The organism is Fusibacter ferrireducens (assembly GCF_015352425.1).
GTDB lineage: Bacteria > Bacillota > Clostridia > Peptostreptococcales > Acidaminobacteraceae > Fusibacter_A > Fusibacter_A ferrireducens.
Genome location: NZ_JADKNH010000005.1, coordinates 129,717 through 153,681, shown reverse-complemented (window position 1 = coordinate 153,681; position 23,965 = coordinate 129,717). Strand labels below are relative to the sequence as shown.

Annotated in this window: 27 protein-coding genes; 3 read left to right on the top strand and 24 right to left on the bottom strand. The window is 36.1% G+C overall.

From position 1 onward, the window contains the following. Positions 1-51 precede the first annotated feature (51 nt). The 4 genes from ISU02_RS09525 to ISU02_RS09510 form a co-directional block, all read right to left on the bottom strand. Positions 52-870, bottom strand: a complete 819-nt coding sequence (locus tag ISU02_RS09525; RefSeq protein ID WP_207736248.1) for an FtsX-like permease family protein — start codon at positions 868-870, stop codon at positions 52-54. Continuing rightward, positions 867-2,171, bottom strand: coding sequence for an ABC transporter permease (locus ISU02_RS09520; protein WP_194701595.1), 1,305 nt, complete (start codon positions 2,169-2,171; stop codon positions 867-869). The genes ISU02_RS09525 and ISU02_RS09520 overlap by 4 nt, the downstream gene beginning before the upstream one ends. Further along, a complete protein-coding gene (locus ISU02_RS09515) occupies positions 2,164-2,844 on the bottom strand; it encodes an ABC transporter ATP-binding protein (protein ID WP_207736247.1) in 681 nt (226 codons plus the stop codon). Before ISU02_RS09515 ends, ISU02_RS09520 begins: the two co-directional genes overlap by 8 nt. 65 nt (positions 2,845-2,909) lie before the next feature. Then, positions 2,910-3,317, bottom strand: a complete 408-nt coding sequence (locus ISU02_RS09510) for a hypothetical protein (protein WP_194701593.1) — start codon at positions 3,315-3,317, stop codon at positions 2,910-2,912. A 295-nt stretch (positions 3,318-3,612) separates the two neighbouring features. On the opposite strand from ISU02_RS09510, the gene ISU02_RS09505 reads away from it, so the two are divergent. Together ISU02_RS09505 and ISU02_RS09500 are read left to right on the top strand one after the other, a co-directional pair. Further along, positions 3,613-4,182, top strand: a complete 570-nt coding sequence (locus ISU02_RS09505) for an accessory gene regulator B family protein (RefSeq protein ID WP_194701592.1) — start codon at positions 3,613-3,615, stop codon at positions 4,180-4,182. 81 nt (positions 4,183-4,263) lie between these two features. Continuing rightward, positions 4,264-4,428: a hypothetical protein gene (locus ISU02_RS09500; RefSeq protein ID WP_194701591.1), complete on the top strand. Its 165-nt coding sequence runs from the start codon at positions 4,264-4,266 to the stop codon at positions 4,426-4,428. On the opposite strand, the gene ISU02_RS09495 is transcribed toward ISU02_RS09500, so the two are convergent. The 15 genes from ISU02_RS09495 to ISU02_RS09425 form a co-directional block, all read right to left on the bottom strand. Beyond that, the gene (locus ISU02_RS09495; RefSeq protein ID WP_194701590.1) at positions 4,418-5,677 is read right to left on the bottom strand and encodes a sensor histidine kinase; all 1,260 of its coding nucleotides are present in this window, start codon (positions 5,675-5,677) and stop codon (positions 4,418-4,420) included. The genes ISU02_RS09500 and ISU02_RS09495 overlap by 11 nt on opposite strands. After that, positions 5,674-6,378 carry a LytR/AlgR family response regulator transcription factor gene (locus ISU02_RS09490; RefSeq protein WP_194701589.1) on the bottom strand — a complete coding sequence of 235 codons (705 nt, stop codon included), beginning with the start codon at positions 6,376-6,378 and terminating at the stop codon, positions 5,674-5,676. The genes ISU02_RS09495 and ISU02_RS09490 overlap by 4 nt, the downstream gene beginning before the upstream one ends. A 68-nt stretch (positions 6,379-6,446) precedes the next feature. Continuing rightward, positions 6,447-6,629 carry an S-layer homology domain-containing protein gene (locus tag ISU02_RS09485; RefSeq protein ID WP_407646432.1) on the bottom strand — a complete coding sequence of 61 codons (183 nt, stop codon included), beginning with the start codon at positions 6,627-6,629 and terminating at the stop codon, positions 6,447-6,449. Positions 6,630-6,792: 163 nt separating this feature from the next. Continuing rightward, a complete protein-coding gene (locus ISU02_RS09480; protein WP_194701587.1) occupies positions 6,793-7,581 on the bottom strand; it encodes an EFR1 family ferrodoxin in 789 nt (262 codons plus the stop codon). Positions 7,582-8,115: 534 nt separating this feature from the next. Then, the gene (locus tag ISU02_RS09475; RefSeq protein ID WP_194701586.1) at positions 8,116-8,643 is read right to left on the bottom strand and encodes a flavin reductase family protein; all 528 of its coding nucleotides are present in this window, start codon (positions 8,641-8,643) and stop codon (positions 8,116-8,118) included. Positions 8,644-8,688: 45 nt separating this feature from the next. After that, a complete protein-coding gene (locus ISU02_RS09470; RefSeq protein WP_207736246.1) occupies positions 8,689-8,859 on the bottom strand; it encodes a hypothetical protein in 171 nt (56 codons plus the stop codon). A 408-nt stretch (positions 8,860-9,267) separates the two neighbouring features. Further along, on the bottom strand, positions 9,268-10,590 hold the full coding sequence (locus ISU02_RS09465; protein ID WP_194701584.1) for a short-chain fatty acid transporter: 1,323 nt from the start codon (positions 10,588-10,590) through the stop codon (positions 9,268-9,270). A gap of 104 nt (positions 10,591-10,694) precedes the next feature. Then, on the bottom strand, positions 10,695-11,510 hold the full coding sequence (locus ISU02_RS09460; protein WP_194701583.1) for a beta-keto acid cleavage family enzyme: 816 nt from the start codon (positions 11,508-11,510) through the stop codon (positions 10,695-10,697). 531 nt (positions 11,511-12,041) lie between these two features. Further along, positions 12,042-12,383: a DUF3870 domain-containing protein gene (locus tag ISU02_RS09455; protein ID WP_194701582.1), complete on the bottom strand. Its 342-nt coding sequence runs from the start codon at positions 12,381-12,383 to the stop codon at positions 12,042-12,044. Between the two features lie 159 nt (positions 12,384-12,542). After that, on the bottom strand, positions 12,543-13,181 hold the full coding sequence (locus ISU02_RS09450) for a hypothetical protein (RefSeq protein WP_194701581.1): 639 nt from the start codon (positions 13,179-13,181) through the stop codon (positions 12,543-12,545). Between the two features lie 136 nt (positions 13,182-13,317). Continuing rightward, positions 13,318-15,633, bottom strand: coding sequence for a LuxR C-terminal-related transcriptional regulator (locus ISU02_RS23910; RefSeq protein ID WP_194701580.1), 2,316 nt, complete (start codon positions 15,631-15,633; stop codon positions 13,318-13,320). Between the two features lie 251 nt (positions 15,634-15,884). Further along, a complete protein-coding gene (gene thrC / locus ISU02_RS09440) occupies positions 15,885-17,384 on the bottom strand; it encodes a threonine synthase (protein ID WP_194701579.1) in 1,500 nt (499 codons plus the stop codon). A gap of 184 nt (positions 17,385-17,568) precedes the next feature. Further along, positions 17,569-17,925, bottom strand: coding sequence for a YciI family protein (locus ISU02_RS09435; protein ID WP_194701578.1), 357 nt, complete (start codon positions 17,923-17,925; stop codon positions 17,569-17,571). A gap of 80 nt (positions 17,926-18,005) precedes the next feature. Further along, the gene (locus ISU02_RS09430) at positions 18,006-18,158 is read right to left on the bottom strand and encodes a hypothetical protein (protein WP_194701577.1); all 153 of its coding nucleotides are present in this window, start codon (positions 18,156-18,158) and stop codon (positions 18,006-18,008) included. 21 nt (positions 18,159-18,179) lie between these two features. Continuing rightward, positions 18,180-18,317, bottom strand: a complete 138-nt coding sequence (locus ISU02_RS09425; protein WP_194701576.1) for a hypothetical protein — start codon at positions 18,315-18,317, stop codon at positions 18,180-18,182. 166 nt (positions 18,318-18,483) lie between these two features. On the opposite strand from ISU02_RS09425, the gene ISU02_RS09420 reads away from it, so the two are divergent. After that, the gene (locus ISU02_RS09420; RefSeq protein ID WP_194701575.1) at positions 18,484-18,642 is read left to right on the top strand and encodes a hypothetical protein; all 159 of its coding nucleotides are present in this window, start codon (positions 18,484-18,486) and stop codon (positions 18,640-18,642) included. Positions 18,643-18,652: 10 nt separating this feature from the next. On the opposite strand, the gene ISU02_RS09415 is transcribed toward ISU02_RS09420, so the two are convergent. The 5 genes from ISU02_RS09415 to ISU02_RS09395 all read right to left on the bottom strand — a co-directional run bounded on the left by ISU02_RS09415 (position 18,653) and on the right by ISU02_RS09395 (position 23,392). Further along, on the bottom strand, positions 18,653-19,669 hold the full coding sequence (locus ISU02_RS09415; protein WP_207736245.1) for an asparaginase: 1,017 nt from the start codon (positions 19,667-19,669) through the stop codon (positions 18,653-18,655). Between the two features lie 13 nt (positions 19,670-19,682). Next, positions 19,683-20,984, bottom strand: a complete 1,302-nt coding sequence (locus ISU02_RS09410) for a CapA family protein (protein WP_207736244.1) — start codon at positions 20,982-20,984, stop codon at positions 19,683-19,685. A 94-nt stretch (positions 20,985-21,078) separates the two neighbouring features. Further along, positions 21,079-21,555: a hypothetical protein gene (locus ISU02_RS09405; RefSeq protein WP_194701573.1), complete on the bottom strand. Its 477-nt coding sequence runs from the start codon at positions 21,553-21,555 to the stop codon at positions 21,079-21,081. Between the two features lie 335 nt (positions 21,556-21,890). Next, positions 21,891-22,922 (bottom strand): zinc ribbon domain-containing protein, encoded by a 1,032-nt coding sequence (locus ISU02_RS09400; protein ID WP_194701572.1) that lies wholly within the window; start codon positions 22,920-22,922, stop codon positions 21,891-21,893. 14 nt (positions 22,923-22,936) lie between these two features. Beyond that, complete coding sequence (locus tag ISU02_RS09395) at positions 22,937-23,392, bottom strand: zinc ribbon domain-containing protein (RefSeq protein WP_194701571.1); 456 nt, start codon at positions 23,390-23,392, stop codon at positions 22,937-22,939. Positions 23,393-23,965: the final 573 nt, after the last annotated feature.

Below are 23,965 nucleotides of genomic sequence, written 5' to 3'. Positions count from 1 at the left end.
GTTTTTATATCTATTTTTCAATATTTTTTAGTGCACCTTGTTTAGATAAATCTACTCTAAAAGGTCAACAATTCTGGCCCTCTTTATTTTATAAAGTACCAGTATAGAGATCAACAAATAATTTGCTAGAATAAGCATCAGTGATACTATACATAGATCAATCCAATGGGTCTCCATTTTAAAATCTAAATTAAGAAATTGTGATAAGCCTCTTGCAATCATATTTTCCAACCCAAAGTAGACGCCAAAGCTGACCACAGCTGCTATAGTCATTAGCAATACACTTTCATTTTTAACCACTTTACGGATTGCATTTTTAGAACAACCCAAAACATGTAACTGACCTATTTCTCGCTTTTTATGATCTATGAATCGATTTGTAATCGTCTTTAAAATGATAAAAAAGACCAATATAGTCAATATACTTGTAAAAATCAAAAACTGTCTCATGCCATTTATGACTTCAACATCTTGGAAATGTTCTTCCCGAATTTGAACTTCACCAATACCCAAGGCATCCATATTACCAGCCACTTCTTCTAGGTATCTATAATCTTCGACAAGAATCAACACCTCTAATGTGCTTTGATTGTACTCAACTTTTTCTATAAAACTATTTTGCTCTAAATTCTCGATCATTTTTGTCACTAGAATACCTTCATAATCATCGGTTTCGTCAAAGTGCCAGATTACCACTCTGTTCACCTCTATATTTGAGTTCAATTGATGGTCTAACCCTTTGTTGACATACCTAGTCATATGGATTGCAATCATCAGCACCAAAAAACTGATTCCATATAATAGAATCGAATATATCCAAGATTTATTGCAACATAATTGCAGATATTTTAGTCTATAAATAAGCTTCATTTTAACACCACTGCTTCTTTGGGCTCTATTCTCATAATTCTTTTCAAATTCAAAAGTGCTGAAACCATTAACACAATCAACATAACACTCAAAATATAGAGCAGTTGATTCCCTGAAAGTTCAATTACCATATTCTTATACCTTAGTGACCCTTTGAAGAAGATCAATAGCCTAATCACACTTAATGTCAACGCACTCATGCCAGTTGCAATGATGAATGACAAACCACCCCAAGCCGCAATTTCTGCTAAGTAAAGGCGAACCACCTGTTTTTTAGTATATCCAAATACCATTAACAAACCGATTTCTCGTGTTCTCTGATTCAACATCTGTTTTATCAATATAATTTGTAAAATCATACTTACACCAAATAAGAATAAACTGGTTACAAAACTTGATTTTATAAACGGATTGATCAAATCAAAACCAGATCCCGGTCGTGATTTCAACATAGCGACACCATTATATGGCTTTATGAGGGTATCTATATCCGATATGACCTTGTCGACGTTTCCAATTTGATCCACCATCATTCTATAGGTGTGAAATTCACTTCCACCAGAATAAACTTCTCCTGTACGAATTGTTTGAACCATGGACTTTAAATCATCATATTTAAGGATAATATCACATGAAAGGCTAAAAGTTTTTGTATTGTCATAGACACCAATCACTTTAAAATCCCTTTTAAACTCTTGGTCTGGCACTAATTTCCCATTTGATTCTTTATAAGTAAAATAGCTGATCTTAAAAGTTTGACCGATGAAATCACTGCCATCTAAATAATTAATATCCAACTTGAAATAAGATTCAGAAATCGCATTAAAACTAAATGTTTTAGGGATTATGACCACACCGGTTTCTCCTTCATCAAACCACCGGCCATCCAATAAAAAACGCTCATCTATATAGTATTCGTCACTAGTGAATAACTCTCCAATTCTGATTTGATTTTTTATATCTTCGTCCTTAACAAAATCGAAAAGATTGTTAACGGTTACAATGGCTCCCCAAGTTTCTTCTTTGAGGCTGAGCACACTGGGATTTGACTTTTTATAAACTTCTAGTTTATCTAATACGACTGGCCAGTTCTCTTGATCATCCATAGAAACCATTATTGATCTAAATCCTGGCGTTCTAAATATATTTGTATTTGCATGCTCAACTAAACTGTCTGCTAATGATCCTACAGTTATCATCAAAAATCCTACTAAGATCATAATGAAACAGCTTTTAAGCCATGTTTTTTTCCAAAATTTTATGTTGCGTTTGATCATAAAACTGTATTTGAACCTATTCATATTTAACCTCTACCAAACTGCCATATTGCATCGTCAAAAGGACATCTGCATATTCCCAAACTGCCTCACTATGAGATGCAACGATCACCACTTTTCCTTTTTTTTTCAATTCATTAAAAATATTTAAAACCTGCTGTTCATTTTCTTGATCTAGATTTGCCGTGGGCTCATCTGCTATTATCAATGGTGGATTATTCGCAAGAGCTCGAGCAATTGCCACACGTTGTTTCTCTCCCCCAGATAATTGATTCGGATAATGATGTTCTCTCTTTTCAAGTCCAACTTGCTTCAAAAGCTCAAATGCCTTAATTTTTATAGTCTTTAAATCTTCATCTGATTTTATCAGCATTGGTACCATGATATTTTCAAACGCCTTAAAAGCACCATTTAAATTATATTCTTGAAAAACAAATCCGATTTCATCTCGTCTAAACGCTGATTTTACGATATCTTTCGAGTAATTTGTGACGCCTTTTATATTGATGGTGCCACTTGAAGGGCTATCAATCAGGCCTATTAGATTAAGCAATGTAGACTTTCCAGATCCAGATTTACCTTTAATTACATAAATTCTGCCCTCTTCCACTCTAAATTCAAAATTAAAATCATTTACTGCACTGACCTCTTTGTAATTTTTGCTCACGTGGCTTAAATTTAGCATACTAATCTTCATCACCCTCTCTGAATTTTGATTTAAAATGATAGAGCCACCATAAATAAAAGATGGCTCTATTTAGCTTAGTTGCTTGTCATTGTCACAGTATCACATGAAAATGCATTTGTTCCTAGGTTTTGTGTGCTAAAAAAGTAGTAATAGTTTCCATCTGGAATATTGCTACTTGTAAAAGTTGAAGAATCACCAATGTTTGTAAAACTTATCATCCCTGAATTATAGACTTGATCTTCGCCAAACCATACATCTTTATCTAAGTAAATTCTTGATCTCGTATCATCATAAGCATAGGAAACTACACTAGATAAAGTCCCTACAAAGTTATGTGTTTGTCCCGTATAACTGCGTGTAGCACCTGCTAGTGTACTGTTATTTGAAATTGAAAGTGATGAAGTATAGGTTGTTGCAAATGATAAGACAGAAAGTGAAAGCACTAACGCGCTTACCATAGCCAGTGTTAATATTTTTTTCATAAATAGCCTCCAAATTTTAGAATCATTTTTTAAGTATAGTTCACTGCCAAAGTTTTTATCCAATCACCTCATTCCAACTTATATTCTGCAGTGTCAGCAACATTGTAACAGAATATATTTATATCAAACAGGTGACGAGCGCAAACGACATTAATTTAGGTTTAAGCAGCACCAATTCCCTTAAAATGCTTTTTATACCTTTTTAACTACCGTTTGAACATTTTCTATTTACGTGTTGCTTTCTATTCGTTATTTTTAAGTGAGGCGATAACCTAAATTATACAAGGAGGACATTTTGATCCAACGTTTATCCACTTCGATTTGTGTAAAACTGGACACCCTTTATGCATTTTCACCCCTTGAAGTTGCCAAATTAAACTATATCTTGACTCTCTTAATCAGTGAACTTTCAAAACTTATCATCCTGTGGATCGGTTTTCGAATTTTAGGCGGTCTTGAATCCGCTGTATTATCAATTTTAACACTGGCAATGATTCGTACATTTACTGGAGGTCTCCATTTTAACCAATATTATAAATGTCTAATGTTTACTTTTGGCTTTTTAATGAGTGTTTGTTTATTATCTAAGCTTATCCAACTTCACACATTCACAATTTTACTTATGTTGCTTTTCAATATTATTGTGATCCGAAGATTTGCACCGATCACCAGTTTGTTTAGACCACCATTTCAGTCCAATAAAAAAAGAACATTCCAAATCACTGCAATATTAATTGTGATCTTTCATGCTCTCTTACTTTTCAAATTTAATCACTCGATCTACTCGATTAACGCTAATTGGGTGATCACTTTAAATTCTCTACAATTGATTATGGCCAAACAACTTTATAAGTCACCTCTATAAGACATCCTTTTTCTCAACAGAGTGTTCTGTTAACACTATACGATATTATACAAATTCATGACAAAATAGGAGGAATCAAAAATGAAAAAACATCAACACATGTTCTTTAAAATTGGAAGAGGCCTTTGTGCCTTTTTAATTGGAATGGCTCCACTTTCATTAACCAAAACAGCATCACTTTATCTATGGGGAGAACCTCCATGTCCTGAAATCTTGTCAAAGGATATACAAAGCTCTAAATTCTAACTTCAAAAACCACATAATTTTCTTCACCTTCAGGTACATTAGAAACCAATATCTCTCCTTGGTAATAATTTATTATTTTTGAAATGGCATGTAATCTCAACCCTCTGCCATTTCCTTTTGTGGATACCCCTTTTTTAAAGCATTCTGTTATCATTGTATGGTTTAGAAAGGGGTGACTATTTTTCACACAGATTACAGATTTACCGTCTGCTTTATACAGTTCAAACCTCACTTTTGCTGATCCTGACTGTGCTTCAAAAGCATTATCAATTAAATTTCCAACGACTTCGATGACTTCATAATCTTTTAATTTTGTTTGTATCAATGGATCTTGTATACAAATTGAAAATTCAATATTTCTTTGCTTAGCTTCATTTTTTTTACTGTAAAGCAATCCCGCCAATATTTTATTTTCAAGCTTAATCAATTGACTGGTTTGATTTTTTTGATTTAAATCTTGAATGAAGTCTTCAATTATTAAAGATTGTGGTTCTTGATCTCCCTTTAACTTTAATGCCATATTGAGCCCTTGTATTTGATTATCAAAACCATGTTGAATCATTCTGATCTCATCTATTAACTCCTCTAGAATTTTAAGATATTTCGCCTGTACTTCAAGCTGCTTTCTCTCAAACTCATTTTCTAATCCTTTTTTATAAAAAACCAGATTTAGTGCCAAAACCAGTGTTATAACTGAACTCATCATGATGCTCTTTTCTAAAAAATTACCCGACTCCAATTTCCAATACAAAATAGAAAGCGCTATCAATGTAAACAAATTCATTAGCATCAATTTAAAAATTTTATTATTGTCCTTTACAAAACGGTAAATGACATCCACTCTAAGCTTAGTAGCAACCACATAAGCCATCATAAAAAATATCAATTGTGCAAACATGCCCACTAAAAACCCCGCATGGTTCAAATCAATCCAAAATCGCAAGACCATAATAATAATGAACTGAATCAACGCGAGTAAGCTTGAAGTGATAATGGTTAAATACAGGGTATCCATCCATTTTTGCTTGTACAACCATAAAAAGATAAAATAGGTAACACCTATACCTGGGATGAAATAGTAATCCAACGAGTTCATCCATGACATCACACTTGAAGCTAATGCCATTAAGATCATAAAAACAAAAACTTTGTAAACCTTTACGGCTTTTATGCCCACAAGATGTACGGAAAGAACAATTCCTGCCAATTGATCAAAAATACCGAGAAATATGAATTCTAGTAACTTCATTGAAAGCCACCTTTAAATAATTCTTTATATTTTCGACCAATGGGAATTGACTTAGAATAATGCCGCAGTTGGATTAAATTCGCTGAATAATTTAAATGAGCAATTTGCTTTTTATTGACTATGTAACCTTTATGGCATTGAACAAATACACTTGTCAATTCATCCAGCAGCATTTTTAATGTATACCCACTGATTTTTAAAATTTCATTTACTGTAACCATTTCAATATATCGATTCACTTTCTCAATATATAAAATCTCACTTTGTCTCACGACATATGTACATTGCTTTTGATTAATATGAAGTATGCGATCATTTAACTCTACATTCTCACCTTGTGAAATAAAGGGCTTTATAATTTTAATGACTTCTTCATCCTGAAAAGGCTTTATGATGTAGTCATAACAATGAATTTCTTTAAAAGCCAAAAGTTCTCTCGACGGTATTGCCGTAATAAAAACAATTGGTACTAATAAGTATCGATCTAACAATCTGATCTGTTTGGCAAGTTCATAGCCAGATGCATCTTCTAACTGAATATCCAATAAAATCAAGTCTATTTTATTTTCACAAATATATTTATAAGCTTCATCAGCTCTACCAGTAATTTTCACTTTGCATCGAGAGTCAAAGCTAAAAATCAAATCACTTAACCCTTTTGCAATTATGGCATCATCTTCCACAATTAAAATATGGATCATTTATACCTCCTATCGGCTTGAATCGTTCACATTTGAAATAAGCAAGTTTATGCGTCTTAAAATTCTAATCATATCACGCGTGCAAGATCATATCTTTCTATTTCCTTGAATCCAAGTTCCTTGTACATAGTTAATATTTTCACCATCATAGCCGCCAATTGTTCTCTAGTCAATAGTTCATTTGGACCAAACTTACCACTGGTTATGCCCACTGTGGCACCCTTTAAGGCATAAAGAGCTTTGGTATCTATAAAAGAGAGCTCGTATCCACTGAAATCTCCTGTTTGGACAGCAACTCATAAATCCTTACAGCGATATATATAAAGAAAAAACCACTTTAATTAAAGTGATTTAAACTCAAATTTATAGTACCGACTGCCATAAGCTTCTCACTTTAACGGTACAGTATTAATTCTAAATGAACCATTCAGCCTCTTTTTGTATTTCTGAAAAATGATCTACCAAACGTTTCACGATAAAATCATAAGACTCATGTTTGAAAAATTTAGCGTCTTCAGGGCAGATGCGTGTACACGCTGTACATCTAATACATTTCTCTGAATCTATTTCAGTAAAGTTTACCCGGTTAATTGCACCTGAAGGACATACCTTAGCGCACACACCACATGCAGTGCATGCATCCGATGTTAAAGGCACAAACACGGGCATTACCATATTGGCTTTATAAGGCACTTGACCTGGAATCTCTATCGATACTATCTTTAGGGGATCTAACTCCAATATTTTCTTCGCCACACGCTGGCCATATTGAACCGCTATATCTAAATCTTCTTTATTGGGGCGATCCGTTGCCACCTTTGAGGTGTATGAATGTTCACCGAGAAACGCACCTGCTGCGATACTGATAAAACCATTTTTACCCATTAAATGACTTAATTCCAACAACGCATCTTCATAAGCTCTATTGCCATATGTCACAACAGGAATCAATAATGTTTTGTCACCTCTAAATTTTTCAAGACTCTCATTGACTATAGAAGGCATCCGCCCACCATATACTGGAACGCCTACAATAACGATCTCTTCTCTACCGAATTGAGTTACTTCCAATTCAAGTCTACTTTGGGGCGATGTTAGATCATATGTCCTAACACGATCCGATATACCAGTTGCAATTGATTGAACAATTTTTTTAGTATTTCCCGTAGGGCTAAAGTAAATTATATTTACATTTTGATTCATTCTATACCTCCAATGTCTCTTTTAAATTTATTGTACCAAAACAAGCTATGTTTTGTCATTAGTGTATTAGTCTCCTCTATTTGCTATTATACTTATTCAGCAATCTCTCTGGAAGCATCCACCCGCAAAATATATAATTTCCATGCGATCTCCTCTTTTCCTATATTATTCTAGTCCTTATCCCTGACAAAACAAGACTAGAACCTAAAAAACTTTTTATAACTTCAGATACGACGATGACTCAAGTTATTTTTAAACACCGCTTTATTTACATCTGATCATAGTATCACACGTGCTGAAGTCGCTCAAATCCAATACAGCCTCTTAAAAAAAGTAAATTAAAGTAAGTCCTAAAAAAGACCTGCAAATCTACATCCGCAGGGATTTTTCAGCTTTGAATTAAAGCTTTAACAATGGCGACAAATACTTGAGAGATGCTCGCTTGAACTAAATCGTAAAAATCGATCTGTCTTTCCATTGATCCATAGAACAATTTATAGTGAGTTTCAACTATTTTACATTTCCGCCTAGTAATTATAATGCTTGGCTACTATTTTCATAAACCCCTATCACTTCACCATAATAAAGCGTGTGATAATCGTTTGTTTTGTACCTATCTTTGACATAATCCGCTTTAATAAGTGAAGGGTCCATAGACTGCTTATAGGCTATTTTACACACAACGTGCAGTTCGCATGCCTCTATAACGGGCACGGGACAACCCGTTAGGTATTTTGCCGTAATGCCATTTTCTTCAAACTTATTTTGATCACGACCAGATACAGTGCCACAAAAGGCAAGTTCCTCTTTCATAGTGTCTCTTTTTGGAATGCTCACTGTAAAATATTCTGATTTTTCCATAAGTTCAAAAGTATATCTAGAATGTCTCACTGCAACCGCGAAACTGTTCTCCTCCCACATACGACCACTGATTGCCCAAGCAATCGTCATGGTATTTGATATTTCACCTGATTTGGTTGTGAGAAATACACCTTTTTTTAACTGTTTTAAAATGGTATCCTGAACCTCTTCAAACTCAACTTCTCTTAATTTAACATCCATCTCTTTACTCTCCTCTATTCGTATAAGCTTATTATCTCATTCTCCTTAAACATTATAATAAAAATAAACCATTTCTTTGCCCATATACAATTCTTTTTTAACTTCTGGCGGTTCAGTTGCAACCTCTGAAATTACTTTCTCCCAGAATTTATATGCGCCATCGTTGTTGGGTAAAACTCTGGTAAGCCATTTACCAGGATATTTGTTAACAGACAATTTAAAGGCTTCTCTTCCAACGCCCAAGTTTTTATATTTTCTGAGAATAAAAAACTGTCCAATGTCAAAATAATTTTCATTAAATGGAAACCGCCTTTATAGGAACATACATCTTTATGCATCTTATCTATTAATACGCTTCATGTTATATAATACCATATTTATCCACTATTTGTCTGTATAAGAGCATACAACAAAATAATCCCCTTAGAGTACGCCAATGTTTTTACATTGACGATTATAAGGGGATTTCTAAATATTGCATCGTATTCATTTTCATCTATTAAGCACTAAAATATAAACACTAGAAATTCATACTTGTTATGCGCTCGCTAAACGCCTCGTAAACCATTGACAAATACTTAGTAAAATCTTTATAAATACTTGATAATTCAAGGACTTTTTTAACTAAAGCAGCAAGAACCCGCCACCTAAAATTGCCCCTGCTAAAATGAGCACCATTGCACAATAACCCATGATGTCTTTCACATCTAGTCCAGCAATCGCTAAAATTGGAAGAGCCCAAAATGGTTGAATTTGATTTGTCCAAGAATCCCCCCAAGCTAATGCCATGGCAGTTTTAGCGATGTCTACATTTAAAGCTTTTGCAGCAGGAATCATAATTGGACCTTGAATTGCCCATTGTCCACCGCCTGAAGGTATGAAAATATTCACAATACCAGCGCTTAAGAATGTAAACAGCGGGAAGGTTCTTTGCGTTGCAATACTGATAAAGAATTCAGACATTACAATTGCTAAGCCTGAGTCTTTCATCATGCCCATTATACCAGCGTAAAATGGGAATTGAAGTGCAATGCCACCACAAACTTTTATGGCTTCATTTGCGGCTTTAACATAGTTTATAGGTGTATGATGTCCTAATATCCCCAAAGTCATAAATATCATAATTACAATATTTAAATCTAAATTAAAACCCTTTGTGACAAAGTAATTGCCTATATAAACTAATCCCAGAATACCAATAAGCCATGTTAAGACACTACTATTCTCAATTCTTTCTGCTGGTGTCATTTCACTGCTTTTTTTCGCAGTTATATTTTCTTCTTTTCCAAATAACTCCAAATCAACTTCTACTGAATCTTCAACTGAAGGCATCATGGCTTTAAACAGCAATGGAATGGCAATCATCAATGTTATTGTAATAATAATATTCCAAGAACTGTATAGCGAGTCCGATACGGGAATAATCCCAATAGAATCTTCTAAGAAATGACCTTTTGTTGCAATGACGAGTGGGATCGATGTGGATGGCCCTCTTGCAATATTGCCACTGTAAGCCGCCGCAACAATCAATGGAAAGTGAATGCCCTTGCCACGGTGTTGAACTGCAATCTCTTTAGCGATTAAAACCCCTGCGATTAGTCCAAAGCCCCAATTTAAATAACTGCAAATATATGCAATGACACATGTAAACATAACCGCCTGAACTCTTGTTTTCGGCACACTGGCGAGCTTTTTCAATATTTTGACTACCACTGGTGCATTGGCTAATGCATGACCCGTAAATAGTACTAGAATCATTTGCATCGTAAATTTTAGAAGATTAAAAAATCCATTTCCCCAAAATGTTGTCATTTCATATGGTGTCTTATGAGTAACTATTATACCTGCTAAAAAAACAAAAAGTGTCAATAATGAACATAAAATATATGGATTAGGTAAATATTTTTTTACCATTAACACCAACGCGCTTGTTAACCTTTTAATCATTTTTTTGCCCCCTTAAAGTTTTTAATTGACATAGTAACCTTTATTAATCTGGCGATCTGCCAGCCAAACATACATGCTTTTGATAAGATACTAGGTTATAAGCCCTACAATAAACCCAGTATTCTTTTTGTATCTTCCACAGTGGCAATTTCACGCCCCAATGCATTCGCAATATTTAATATATTCTCTATCAAAGATATATTTGTGGCGGACACGCCCTTTTTTAATTCCAGTACGTCTTCTAAACCCGTTCTCACATGTCCTCCCATGAGAATTGCCATAGTGAGCATTTTAATTTGAGAACTTCCAATACCAGAAACTGTCCAAGTAGAACCTTCTGGTAGACTTTCAACCATGTGGAATAGATTTTTAGGCGTACCCATAATCGATCCCGGTACATTCATAACAAGATTAAAATGTAATGGTCCTTTTAAAACGCCTTTTTTACACAATCTTGCTGCATTAGAAACCATTGCAACATCAAAAGCTTCAATTTCAGGCTTTATATTGTTCATTTTCATCTTATTGGCTAAAGCCTCAATAAGCTCTGGTGAATTTGCATTAATGGTGCTTACAAAGTTTGATGAACCCGTTGCTAAACTCGCCATTTGAGCGTTTAAGTCAAGCATTTGACCACGCCAATCAATAGAGTTCTCTCCACCTCTTGCACCCGTTGACAATTGTCGTATGATGTCGATATGCTCTTCATCCAGTCTCTTCAATACTTCTTGATATATCGCTTTATCACTTGTAGGATTTCCATTTAAATCTCTGACATGAATATGCGCTATTGAAGCGCCTTTTTCACTGCAAGCCTTAATGTCTTTAAGAATTTCTTCTACTGTTATTGGCGTATTCGGATTCATTTCTTTTGTTGGGACATTTCCAGTTGGTGCAATTGTAATTATAAGTTTTTCCATCATTATACTCCCTCTAAAAATTATAACTATAACACTTTTCTATTTAACTCAAAAGCTTTATTTCATTTGCCCTCCTTTCATTTCAAATCAACCATAAAATGCGCCTAAAAAAATTCCAGCACAAAAATCCCCGAGAAACTGAAACCAATTTCTTAGAATTTTAATACTGGATTTTACTCACTTGATCGTTGTGGGACTCACAACCACCGCAAGAAAAGCAGTAAATTATTTATCTCTTTAATAGAGCTTTACAAAAGGTCATCTTCCAAATGCCCTCTTTTGAAACGATGCCACTTGACCATCATCTCAAACTAATCATTGTTTCTAACGACTGCAATCATTCTTATGCTTTTAATCTTTCTATGACGTCACACTGACATGGTAATAACGTATTCACGACACATTATACATAGCGATTCTGACAATAAAAAAATCCAGAACAAAATAAATTAAGAATTTCTCTTAATCATTTCACACTGGATTTTACTCACTCAATCATTGTGGGTTTCACAATCACCGCAAGAAAAGCAGTTATTTCATATTATTATCATTTCGCCAAATCATGTAACGTTCATAACTTGATTTTAAAGACACACATATTGCCTTTTCCGCTAAGCCATGATATCTGCTTTTAACAGCATTGATCATGCCCTCTACACCTTCTTCATGAATATTATGCGAAAGTAGCAGTTGCTTTAAAAAATTTCTTGCCTCATCAGTGATTAAAGTGCAAGAAGAGTCTTCAATAACGCCAGTCTTATAGTTGATTACCAGACCAACACCAACTACTTTATGCAAATTCGCCGCTGAAATTTCACTCGGAAGCTTAGCATAAGAAATGAAATATACAGTATCATCACTGTACTTCACCATCTAAATCTCCTTTTAAACCATCAAAAATAATTTTGAACGCTATAAAGAATGAATCTTGTTTACGTAATAATATCACTCTGTCTATTTTTTGTCAATATATAATTGTCTCGTAACCGTTTGCTTCACTAAATCATCTCTCGTGATGTTTTAAGGCCTTTTTTACTTCGCGTAGGCAATATTTTTTCTCAACAAATAGATACCGAGTGCAATCCACCAAATCATTTGACCCATTGCAAAGATCATAATCACGCTATTATAAAAAGCGGGTACCATGGTCAGTGCGCCTCCAATGGCAACAACAAGCCCCAGCGTATTCATCCAGTTTGGAAACAATCTGAATTGGAACCCTGCTATGACTATGATCAACATCCAAAAGGCCCCGATTACTTCATTGTTCCCACCAATAGCCGAGTGAATCGTTTCAATCCATTGAAAGAGTGACACTGAGTTTTCTTGCATGGCTGTTAGAAGTCCCGTATTAAAGATCATACCGCTTGCAATGACAAGCGTTGACCATATGATTCCTGAACCCAAAACGAGTCGACTCATATAGCCACTGTGCACAGCAATTAAGTCGTGTAAGGCTACCGTCAGGAGAAGTTTGATAATGCCAAATACAATATAGAGTAGCGAAATCCACGCAATCATTAACCCACTATTCTCCGAAATAAATGTGAATCGCTCTTGAACACTGCCCACTGAGGACAGGGATAATAACGTCATCTGCATGACAATGCCAACGAGATAAATCAATGCTAATACGATACTTGATAAACCACCAATCTTTGTCTGTTTCATTTTATGACTCCTTTCTCTGTATCATTCTACATCTCTATGATGTACTGTTACGATGTACTGTGTTCATATGCTTATGATTTAACATTCTAGCAGAGAAAGGATTTGTACAGTAGCTACTAAAGTAGGGTTTTTGCGATTATAAAAGATTAAGTGCCTTTGCTTTGGCCACCGCTTCTGTTCGACGTTTGACTTCTAGCTTGCCATAAATATTTTGAATGTAACCTTTAACTGTACTGAGTGCAATGAAGAGTCTTTGTCCAATTTCCTTATTGGAAAGGCCGCATTCAATCAACTCGAGCACTTCCATTTCCCTCAGGGTCAAGGGTTCTCTCAGCTGAGCATTCCAGTGACTGGTAACCTTAGTGCCGCTCTCATGTTTTTTTATTTCCGACTCAAGCTGCTCAATGGTGTAAAGGTCTGGTATGGGATTTGGAAAATATTGCTCTTTGGCCGCTTCCAAGTACAATTTAGCCTTTGATAACGCCTCTTGGTCCAAGCACAATTTGGTCTTGAGCATCCAGTATCGGTACTCGAAATCATTAATTGCCAGTTTACCCCCTATGTTTTTAGCTTTTTTCATCAGTGACTTACACTGATCGATATGATTTTGCTTGTAGGCGCTATAGGCCAAAATCAAATACAGCGTTGGCAGAATAATCGGCAAGCGTCTGTCACTTTCCATATCGTCAATGAGTTCCTGCGCTTTATGATCTAGTAAAGAGAACTCACCAATATGCAACCACAGATGGAATAGAACCATCCAATAATTATCCACATTGATGGCCTCACCATATTTGCGTTCGTACTGAATGCCCTTTTCTATGCATTCAGCAGCCCTTTTATAGTCTTTCTGATTCCAATAGGCAAAGGCAAGCGTCATCATGATGACCCCGTGCTTTTTGAGATTTTTATGTGCCATTGCATTTTTAGCACTGTTGCCATAATAAAAAAGTGCCTCTAGATTGCCCTCTGCTGCGGCGATATAAGCTCTCGCCATCAGGATATGGATTTCAAATAAATCATACTGCTGGACATCCGCAATAAGTTCTTTCTTTTTAAGTACTTTAAGCGACTCCTTTTCATAGATCTTCTGCGCGTTATCTAACCAAAATTCAGCCTTTTCAATGCGATTGTTATCAATCAATGCCCAGCCATAACACATGGATAAAACAGGTTTATCTAAAATAAACCGCTCTGGGAGCTCATCAATCATCTCCAACCATATGCCACTGGTCAGATTCAAATCCATAGGTGCCCATAAGTACTCTAAGCATACTGCCGCCTTATGGTACGCACTCTGCTTCATGAATATTCGAGAGGCTTCATAGTAATTTTCAGAGGTCATATGCCATTCGGCAACTGCCAACATGACACCATTGAACCGCGTGTCATAATCCGCTCCAATTTGATTTTTAAGGTGAGATAGAATCGCATTTCTGAACATGTGATGATAGCGAAATTTATTCCCTTCAGAATCTAACGCCATGACGAACATATTCTTATCAATGATTTCCCACATCCATTTTTTACTCTCTTTGAGAAAGTGTTCAAAGACTTCATCGCACATGTCCGCTGAGAACGAATCCGGGATTGCGCTGAGCATGAGAAAGTCTCTTTGCTTCGGCGCAAGTGACTTTAAAATTGTACCGATCAAGTATGCACTCAATTGGCCATGATTTCTTGCCAAATCCTTTTGATCATAAATTTGACTTCTGCTCCCTTTGGATGCCATCAAAATCAACTGCACCCCTGCAATCCAGCCCTCCGTTAACGCGTATATGGATTCACTTCTTCCAATAGAGGATTCAACAGAACACTCAAAATCATTTAAAGAATCAAAGCCATTTGCCTGTGATATCATTGCTTGGATCTCTATTCTATCTAACTTCATCTCTCTATCTGTCAATTCTAGAAGATGCCCACTGAGACGAATTTTATTCAGATTCAGGGGTATCTTTTCGCGCGAGATAATGACCACTGTAATTTGATCCATCAAAAACATCATGACCAAATTTATAAAGTCTAGAATCGCTTGATCCGTGATCCACTGAAAATCATCTACGACAAATTGGATTGGCGTCTCCAAACCATACAGCACACTGATGTACATCCGAAAGAATCGATCCGGTTTCGTCATATGAAATTGACTTAATAAATTCAACAGCTGATTCCCAATTGCCTCATCTCGCCTTTGTATCCCATGCGCAAAGTAAGTTAGGAAAACTTGTATATCGTCATCATAAGCATCCAATGCATACCATACGTAAGCCTCTTTATTATGTGTATCCAACCACTGGCTGACAAGCGTGCTCTTCCCAAATCCCGTTTGACAAGACACTGTAATCCATGCGATACCTTCTCGGTTCATTCGATCTATTAAAGGCGCTCTCTCAATAAAATGCCTTTCCAGTCTCGGTTTATTCAATTTGCTGGGAATAATAAACGGTTCCATGCGCCTCCTCCTGTTTACAAAGTAATATGAGTCAAAATACCAGCCTCACCTATACAGATGATACCCAGTGATTCTTCTCTATAAAACAATATTTGAGCCATCTTTCGATGACTCAGACGGTGTTTTAATTAAAAATCCCATAGGGATATCCTATGAGATTTTATCTGATTTTTGTCATAGATTTAGTTTATTGAATACTGCTGAGACTGCCGATGAAGGTCTCAGATGGCGCTTCACTTTTAATGCGCGCTTTACTTTTGCTCTTTGTCACTTAAAATTTTGAGGATTTCATCTGACATCGTTTCCGGTGTACAAAATCTATCATGAAGCACTTTTCTTTCGCCTAATCCTTCGATTTGCTGTGGTACGCTGACACCCGTCTTAGCCGAAAGCGCTTGCATAAGCTCAAGTTCTTCTGTTTCCGTTTCGCCAAACAGAGCTTTATAAACACTTCCCGTAAACTTGAAAGGGCTTGCTGTGGAAAGAATCACAGTTTTACGCGGATCACCCGTTGCACTCAAATAGTCTTCATAGACCTTGTACGCCACAGCTGTATGTGTGTCGAGGACATAATCATAAGCCTCGTACACTGCCTTCACTGTCATCGCCGTATCTGCTTCCGAACAATATGAACTCCAAAATTCATTTTTAAGTTTAACTTTTATCGCATCATTGACTTCATATCTTTTCTCTGTCTTAAGATCCTTCATAAGCTCTGCCACATAAGCGTTGTCTTTGTCACTCATAAAATAGAGAAGTCTTTCGAGATTGCTCGAGATAAGAATATCCATAGAAGGTGACATCGTCTTTTTAAATGCTCTGTTAATATCATAGATGCCTGTGCTTAAAAAGTCATATAGAACATTATTTTCATTAGCGGCACAAATGAGTTTTCCCACTGGAAGCCCCAATTGTTTTGCAAAATAGCATGCAAGGATATTTCCAAAGTTACCTGTTGGCACGACGAAATTAATCGCCTCACCTATTTTAATTTCCGCTCTTTTAACAAGGTCTGCATAAGTTGAAAAATAATATGAAATTTGAGGCACAAGTCTCCCAATATTAATGGAATTGGCCGATGAAAATTTCATGCCCATGTCACCAAGCTTTTCTCTTAACGCACTGTCATTAAGGATTTCTTTTACAGCAGTTTGCGCGTCGTCAAAATTGCCTTCCACAGCTACGACATAAGTGTTTTCACCTTCTGTGGTAACCATTTGCTTTTCCTGAACTGGGCTCACGCCATCATTTGGGTAAAAGACGATAATCTTTGTGCCCTCCACATTTTTAAAGCCTTCCAGCGCCGCTTTTCCAGTGTCACCAGAAGTGGCAGTGAGAATGACAATATCCTCTTCCATATTACAATTGGATTGGGCCTTCTTCATTAAATGCGGCAATATCGAAAGTGCAATGTCCTTAAATGCAATTGTACTGCCATGAAAAAGTTCCATAATGAACTGATCACCCACTTTTTTTACTGGGACAATGGCCTCATCATCAAATTTACTGTCATATGCATTCATAACAGAGTCGTTGATTTGTTCTTCTGTAAAGTCCGGAAAAAAAAGTCTGAGTATCTTCTTAGCCGTATCATGAAACCCTAACGTGCACATTTCCTTGATATCTATTTTAAATTGATCAAGAGCTCTAGGTACAAATAAGCCCCCATCGTCTGAAAGACCTTTCACAACTGCCTCTGAGGGGCGTACATTTACACTTCTATTTCGAGTACTTTCATATTTTAAGACCATTTTTACCTCCATTTTACCTTTAATTGATATGTTGTATCTTACTTATACCATTTTTTTATTATACATGATACAATGCCCTCACAATAATTACAAGTGCATATTCAAAATATAAAAGTGCGTTTTAATATGGGCATTAATTGTCCGTTCTATAATTACAGATCGTTCTTCGAGCCATAAATTTCGCCTAGAATTCATAGATCTGACGTAATTCAACTTGACCTTCACCGTATCCTTGAGGATCAGGCATCTTTTTCGCCCAGTATATCGCTTCTTCTCTAGACTTTACATCGATCAAAATAAAACCTGTCACTATTTCATCCACATTTTCAAATGGGCCTTCAACAATATCACTGATCTTATTCTTCGCATCATAATATAACCTTAATGCATTGGAAGTCGGGTGCAACCCTTTTGCCATAATTCTAATCCCTGCTTCAACAAGTTCCTCATTGTATTTACGCATTGCCTCCATCAGAGCTTCACTTGGCAAATTTTCTTTCTCTGAATTTTTAGAAGCCTTTACAATTAACATGAATAGCATGACCTTTTACCTCCTAGTTTTGTATCACAATTTGTATCATAAAAAATAGCTGTTATTGGTAATGTGATTCTATTGCCTCTTTACATAAATAAATCCATGAACTTATCGCTAAACATTTGTTTCAACTTATTTCTAACCAATGGTTCTCCAATTGCATCTATTAACTGTTGTCTTTCCTCCGAACTCAATTCTTCTTTATCCAGTAGAGCAATGAGTTTGTCGATCTTATGCATGGCAAGCGCTCAAGCTTACTCTTAAAGAGCTTTGGAAATGCTGGTTTTCACATTTTTAACAAGCTTCGTATAGCCGGATACTTTGTAGTCTTCAAACCATTTATAATGCAGATCTTCTAGCTCTTTTTTCTGTTTTTTACTCAATGATATCTTTATCATTTGAACTCCTTGTATACCGACTTTGGATGTTATACCTAATTGTATCATATATCTGAAATCCTCAGCACAAATCTGAAGATTACTAGAAGAGCAAATCCTATAATAAGCAATCCTACGACTGCTAATAAGTGCACCGATCGGTAATAAAGTATATGGAGGAATCATTATGAAAAAATTATATATGAAGGCCATGTTGACACTTGAAGTCGCAAAAAAATTTCCAGCGCAGCTGAGGCTGAGGCTGAAAAAAATGGATGAGCTATTGCAATTGCAGTTACAGACGATAGAGGGCGGCATACCACTATTTTATAAAGGTGATGTCTAACACGTGTATGTTAATACTCTGAAAATATCCTTTGAATTGCCTTTGTATCGCTTGCCTTGGTAAGTGCCAACATCAATAAAATTCGAGATTTTTGAGGATTATGCATCATTGCGCTTACAAAATCGAATTGGTCATATTTGCCCATTGGCGTCACAATCCCAGCGCCTGTTCTTGAACCGATTACAACAATAACCCCTTTCTCACGTGCTTGTTCGAGACTTTTCAATGTCGCATCAGGCATATTGGAATGCCCTACACCTGCATTGATGATCCCTTTAGCGCCAAAAGCTACAACTGCATCAATAATTAGGCCATCTGAACCAAGGGTTGTATAGTTTACCTCTACACGTGGCAACGTATCCAGATTTGAGATATCAAACTCTGACTGATACGTATGTCTTTTTAAAGGTGCTGAGGTGAAGAAAGGCTTTGAGTTCTGCATATACCCCAGAAAACCTGTATCTGGACATTGAAACGCGGAGACGTTCGTTGTATGCGCTTTTGATACACCAAAAGCACTACAAATTTGATCATTCATGCATACTAAAACACCTTTGCCCTTTGACTCGACACTCGCGGCAAGCGCAACTGCATTGACCAAATTTAAAGGGCCATCTGCACTCAATCCAGTAGCTGGACGCATTGAAGCAACCAGAACAACGGGCTTGTCACTTTTAACAACCAAGTTCAAAAAATAGGCTGTTTCTTCTAATGTATCTGTGCCATGCGTAATGACCATTCCATCTACAGCTTCTGAAGAAAGCAATTCGTTACAACGTTTTGAAAGCGCCAACAAATTCTCAATACTCAATTTAGAACTGCCTACATTGAAGATTTGCTCACCAGAAATATTTGCGAATGCCTCTATTTCAGGGACTGCATCTATTAAAGCTTGAATTCCAATGGGTTGCAGTCCAAGTCCAGCACCATAGTCGGTAAGTGACAAACTGTTAGAACCTCGGCTTGCAATTGTTCCACCTGTAGCTACAATTTTTATATTGGGTTTATTCTGCTCTCTTGCGTGCATGATCAGCCTCCTCCTATTCAAAAGCATTCAAATTAATATAGCCACAGCCATCTACAATTTCAATTATAGTGCCATATTCATCAGAAAGCTGAATTAAATCGTTTAAAATTCGAACTGCATCTGTTTCATTTGCAATGGTCGGTCTGCCTTTTCTCGAACGCTTCTCTTTAAAGCCAAGTGTGATGGGCATAATTTTTACACAATCAATAGCATTGTTTTCAACTTCAAAAGAGATTATGACAGACTCAAAGGCCTTGCGATTGGCAGCCAACCCTTTTGTACCATTTTTACTTCGTGCATCAAAAGCATCTGATGGTGTATGCCCAGAGTCCAGATCATAAATATCATAGAACTCCGTTGGTTGTCTTTCAACCGAATCATTTTGAATGATGAAATCACCTAAGCTGTAAAATATCGGACGCTGCTTATATACCTCAAAGCCTCTCAAAATATGTGGCCCATGTCCAATATACGCATGTGCGCCGCAATCAATACATAATCTTGCAAAGTCACGGACAAAATCTGCAGAGATATCTTTTTCTGGGCCTTTGAACTCATGAACATGATGACTCACCAGAACGACATCTGCTTGACGTTTCGCTTCATCAATTGCTTTGACTATACGATCTGCATCTTTCTGATTATATGTCGTAACTGTGCCCGTATTTCCAACTTCAAATCGGGTATTGCCTATAGCAAAACCCGTCTCCGGTTTAACAAATCCTTCTCGCTCCAACTGCATCCGTCTCGCATTGACATCTGTCTTATTCACAATATCTTTCAAAGCTTCTATATCTGATTTAGGCAAATAGTGTATACTGTTGAACCTGAGCATGTTAATGCCAGGACGCCCCTTCACATCGGGTCTTTGTTCCCCTGCAATATGCCAGTCTTTGCCCGTAGAACATACGCTGATTAAGGCCACTCGCCCTTCGGGGGTATCCAAATACTGTGGCTGACATGCTTCAGCCATGTTTTTTCCTATACCCGCATATATGCACTCTGCATGATCTAAATGCTTCATTGTCGTGAGAAGTCCCTCATGTCCCCAGTCTAGAGAGTGATTAGTCGCACATGAAAACATATTGAAGCCTAACCATTTTAAATCTTTTATAATTGGAGGACGTGCAACTACCCAAGTTCCCCCACTTACAGCCGACGGAGAAACCTCAAAATCATGAAGCAGAAGTTCAAAATTGGTCAGCCTAACATCGGACGCTTCAAACATGCGTTTTATCTTCAAACATTCTTCATCTGTATGAGGCAAACGCTGTGTCAATAAGGTGTCCCCAGTTGCAATAATAGAAATTGCCATTATATACCTCCTTTTTTCAAGCATGAACGCAAATTTACTGCCATAGCTGTAACGCTTATGGCAGTAAGCATTTTATTTTAACTTTACTTTACGCCTAATTTTCTGTCTTTAATATGCTCAAATCATGCCATTTAATATAAAAGGAATGTTGTCTGTCCAAAATTTTTTGTGAAAAATAAACAACTAGTGCCATATGCGCAAAAGCGGTCCCCAAAAGGATACGTGGTAATACGATGTAAAGAAAATAACAAATTCTTGCTCTTTTAACAACAGTGCAAATGGGATCATCCTCAATACCAATTTCTACAAATCTAATATCGCCTCTTCTATTTTTTATTACATAAAAAGTGCCCAGATCAGCTTCTGGCTTTATGTCTTCTTCTGCTGTCTTGCTCAGTCGCACCAATATACCTTCAAAATCATTTTCTTGAGAAACGACCTCTAAAAATTCAATATCGCTTTTGCCACCGTATGAATATTCCCCTTGTTTACATTTAAGCCTTGTTAACCCAACGACTTCCAATGAACGCTTAGTAAAAAAATGGAACTCCTTTTTAAAATGTGAGAACATCTTTTTCTCCCATATTCTTTTTTTCTTTTCTCTTCTTTTTTTATTTTCTTTTCTATTTTTTTTGATTTTTTAGAAACCATATGCTCTCCTGCTATATCAACCACCTTAAGCTCTCTCTGAAATCATCAACATATAATTTGGAATTATAAAAATAAACAACTCTCTTCCAAATGCACTGCTCAATGATCATTTGCACTTCTAATTGAAGCAAAGCAAACAATCCTTATGATATAAAAATGACTAGAACAAATCTAGTTTCCTCCGTTCTAGTCATTGGTTTATTGGAAATCACTTTAAAACAACTCAATTATTTATATGGGTTAACTGCCAGACATCTATATCTTATCTCCACAAGCCGTGCAAAATTTTGTTTCAAAACTATTTTTTGCCCCGCATTTTCCACAGAATTTAGTATTAGTATCTTTTTGTGAGTTTTGAGCAACGAAGCTATTCTCACTAGATCTACTACCAACGGATTCATTCTTGGCTTTATTAAACAGCTCTTTAAACTTCCCAGAAAGTCCACAAAGTTTATCGTAAAGATCATAAGAAATCTCTGTCGTTTCTGCTGTACTCATATAAGTCGTCATCATGTTTATCATTATGTAGCTATCAATAAAGGCAAATTTAATTACCCAAACGATCAAGCAAGCTATTAAAAAGGCTATGAGAGTACTCCAATGAAGCGCTTTAAATAACATGCCAATTACGAGGAAAGTCAGTAAGGTTAAAACTAAAAGGGTAACAAGAACTTTAATCATTGTGATTACAGCACTTTTGAGTAACTCTTTCCAATTTTGAGCATATATAACAACACCATCTGTAGCACTTTCAAACGCGCCTTGTTCCTTCTTATAAAATGTATAACCTAAACAGCATTCATCAACATATCCAAGTGATATCGATACAAAGAATTGTGCAAGATTTGTTATTACTCCAATACCAGGAATGAAATCAAGTGCACCACCCATTTTTTCAATCCCTCTTTGTATCTGTCTAACAGATGCAGTGACCAAATTATCAATCACAAAAAACGCATTGGATGTCACAAAGCGCTCGGTCACTTTTTGCTTACCATATTCTACTTGATTTTCTGGAATCACGCCTTTGATCACGGCTTCAGTAACAACAGCGATATGACCGGCTTTGACCAAATAGCCCATATAATGCATGATAAAAAAACGTATGGCACCTGCACCTGCTAGCCATAAAAAAAATGTAACGACTATGCCACTACTTCCAAACAACCAACCGATGCCTTCAAGTATTGCCAAAAGAATCAAAGACAACCCCACCGTAATAAGACCTAATACCAATTTAGCCATATTAAAAGGCATCGTTTGATTGTAAATTTGTTTTGCATTCATTTTCAATTCCCCCTTTATTCAATTTTAGTGCCACATTCGCCACAAAAAGCGGACTCATTTGCCACAACAACACCACAGCTCGGACAATTTTTCATTGGCGCTGGTTCTAGAATTAAATTGCCCCCACACTCCCGACAAAATTTATTGCCTTCACTGTTAATACTCCCACAAGAATTACATTTAACCCCTTGACGCTGATTTCGATTATTTAATCCACTAAGTTGACTTTCTAAGTTTTGAATATTTGCCGTATGCACATCAGCCCTTTTCATAAAATCTAGAATTACACCATCAAATTGAGCACCCTCTTGGTACTGCTCGTAATAGAATCCACCAATTTCAGCCAAAATATCAGCTCTTTCTGCTCTTTCTTTGCTCAACTTACTACCCACATTGTTGCCCTCAAGCGCATCACTGGTTACATCACCAAGGCTTTTAGCTAAAGTATTCAGCGTATTAAATAGTGACATGAATTTTCCTCTCTTTCCTTTCTTTTTCTTTGAAATCATCCAATTAATAACAAAGTGCCCGTATCTTAGGCTCTACAACCCCTCTGTTAACCTCTCAAAACAGCTCAACAAAATAATTGTAATTTTATTTCTATAATCATAATATATAACTTTATATCTTGTCAATGTCAAAATTGTAATTTTATGTATAAATAAAAAATTCAAAATTAACCTTACAGTATTTTATTGATCGAAATACCAATGCAATCTCCTAGTAGATACACATATTTCCATTCATTTTCATGTTTTAACAGTTGTTACCATATAGTATATTGTACGCTCTAAGAAATATCAATATATTATTATGATTATTTATATACAATTGTTTTATTTGTGCAAAATAAAATGAATGATTTCTACCAACAAAAAGTCTTTTGTGAAAGACTTTTTGTTCAATATTTAGATTTTTGTCTTCTGTAGAAGACTTTTAAACATCATCTATTCGTCATCCAAGTTTCCGCTCTTCAAAATAACTCGCGGCATTATGGACAAATCCATCTATGTGAATGTAAGTTACATAGCATCCTATAAATG

Excerpts from the sequence above, each read along its gene's own strand:
- ISU02_RS09525 (WP_207736248.1), bottom strand. The coding sequence starts at position 870 with ATGAAGCTTATTTATAGACTAAAATATCTGCAATTATGTTGCAATAAA.
- ISU02_RS09520 (WP_194701595.1), bottom strand. The coding sequence starts at position 2,171 with ATGAATAGGTTCAAATACAGTTTTATGATCAAACGCAACATAAAATTT.
- ISU02_RS09515 (WP_207736247.1), bottom strand. The coding sequence starts at position 2,844 with ATGAAGATTAGTATGCTAAATTTAAGCCACGTGAGCAAAAATTACAAA.
- ISU02_RS09510 (WP_194701593.1), bottom strand. The coding sequence starts at position 3,317 with ATGAAAAAAATATTAACACTGGCTATGGTAAGCGCGTTAGTGCTTTCA.
- ISU02_RS09500 (WP_194701591.1), top strand. The coding sequence starts at position 4,264 with ATGAAAAAACATCAACACATGTTCTTTAAAATTGGAAGAGGCCTTTGT.
- ISU02_RS09495 (WP_194701590.1), bottom strand. The coding sequence starts at position 5,677 with ATGAAGTTACTAGAATTCATATTTCTCGGTATTTTTGATCAATTGGCA.
- ISU02_RS09490 (WP_194701589.1), bottom strand. The coding sequence starts at position 6,378 with ATGATCCATATTTTAATTGTGGAAGATGATGCCATAATTGCAAAAGGG.
- ISU02_RS09480 (WP_194701587.1), bottom strand. The coding sequence starts at position 7,581 with ATGAATCAAAATGTAAATATAATTTACTTTAGCCCTACGGGAAATACT.
- ISU02_RS09475 (WP_194701586.1), bottom strand. The coding sequence starts at position 8,643 with ATGGATGTTAAATTAAGAGAAGTTGAGTTTGAAGAGGTTCAGGATACC.
- ISU02_RS09465 (WP_194701584.1), bottom strand. The coding sequence starts at position 10,590 with ATGATTAAAAGGTTAACAAGCGCGTTGGTGTTAATGGTAAAAAAATAT.
- ISU02_RS09460 (WP_194701583.1), bottom strand. The coding sequence starts at position 11,510 with ATGGAAAAACTTATAATTACAATTGCACCAACTGGAAATGTCCCAACA.
- ISU02_RS09455 (WP_194701582.1), bottom strand. The coding sequence starts at position 12,383 with ATGGTGAAGTACAGTGATGATACTGTATATTTCATTTCTTATGCTAAG.
- ISU02_RS09450 (WP_194701581.1), bottom strand. The coding sequence starts at position 13,181 with ATGAAACAGACAAAGATTGGTGGTTTATCAAGTATCGTATTAGCATTG.
- ISU02_RS23910 (WP_194701580.1), bottom strand. The coding sequence starts at position 15,633 with ATGGAACCGTTTATTATTCCCAGCAAATTGAATAAACCGAGACTGGAA.
- thrC (WP_194701579.1), bottom strand. The coding sequence starts at position 17,384 with ATGGTCTTAAAATATGAAAGTACTCGAAATAGAAGTGTAAATGTACGC.
- ISU02_RS09435 (WP_194701578.1), bottom strand. The coding sequence starts at position 17,925 with ATGCTATTCATGTTAATTGTAAAGGCTTCTAAAAATTCAGAGAAAGAA.
- ISU02_RS09430 (WP_194701577.1), bottom strand. The coding sequence starts at position 18,158 with ATGCATAAGATCGACAAACTCATTGCTCTACTGGATAAAGAAGAATTG.
- ISU02_RS09425 (WP_194701576.1), bottom strand. The coding sequence starts at position 18,317 with ATGATAAAGATATCATTGAGTAAAAAACAGAAAAAAGAGCTAGAAGAT.
- ISU02_RS09420 (WP_194701575.1), top strand. The coding sequence starts at position 18,484 with ATGAAAAAATTATATATGAAGGCCATGTTGACACTTGAAGTCGCAAAA.
- ISU02_RS09415 (WP_207736245.1), bottom strand. The coding sequence starts at position 19,669 with ATGCACGCAAGAGAGCAGAATAAACCCAATATAAAAATTGTAGCTACA.
- ISU02_RS09410 (WP_207736244.1), bottom strand. The coding sequence starts at position 20,984 with ATGGCAATTTCTATTATTGCAACTGGGGACACCTTATTGACACAGCGT.
- ISU02_RS09405 (WP_194701573.1), bottom strand. The coding sequence starts at position 21,555 with ATGTTCTCACATTTTAAAAAGGAGTTCCATTTTTTTACTAAGCGTTCA.
- ISU02_RS09400 (WP_194701572.1), bottom strand. The coding sequence starts at position 22,922 with ATGAATGCAAAACAAATTTACAATCAAACGATGCCTTTTAATATGGCT.
- ISU02_RS09395 (WP_194701571.1), bottom strand. The coding sequence starts at position 23,392 with ATGTCACTATTTAATACGCTGAATACTTTAGCTAAAAGCCTTGGTGAT.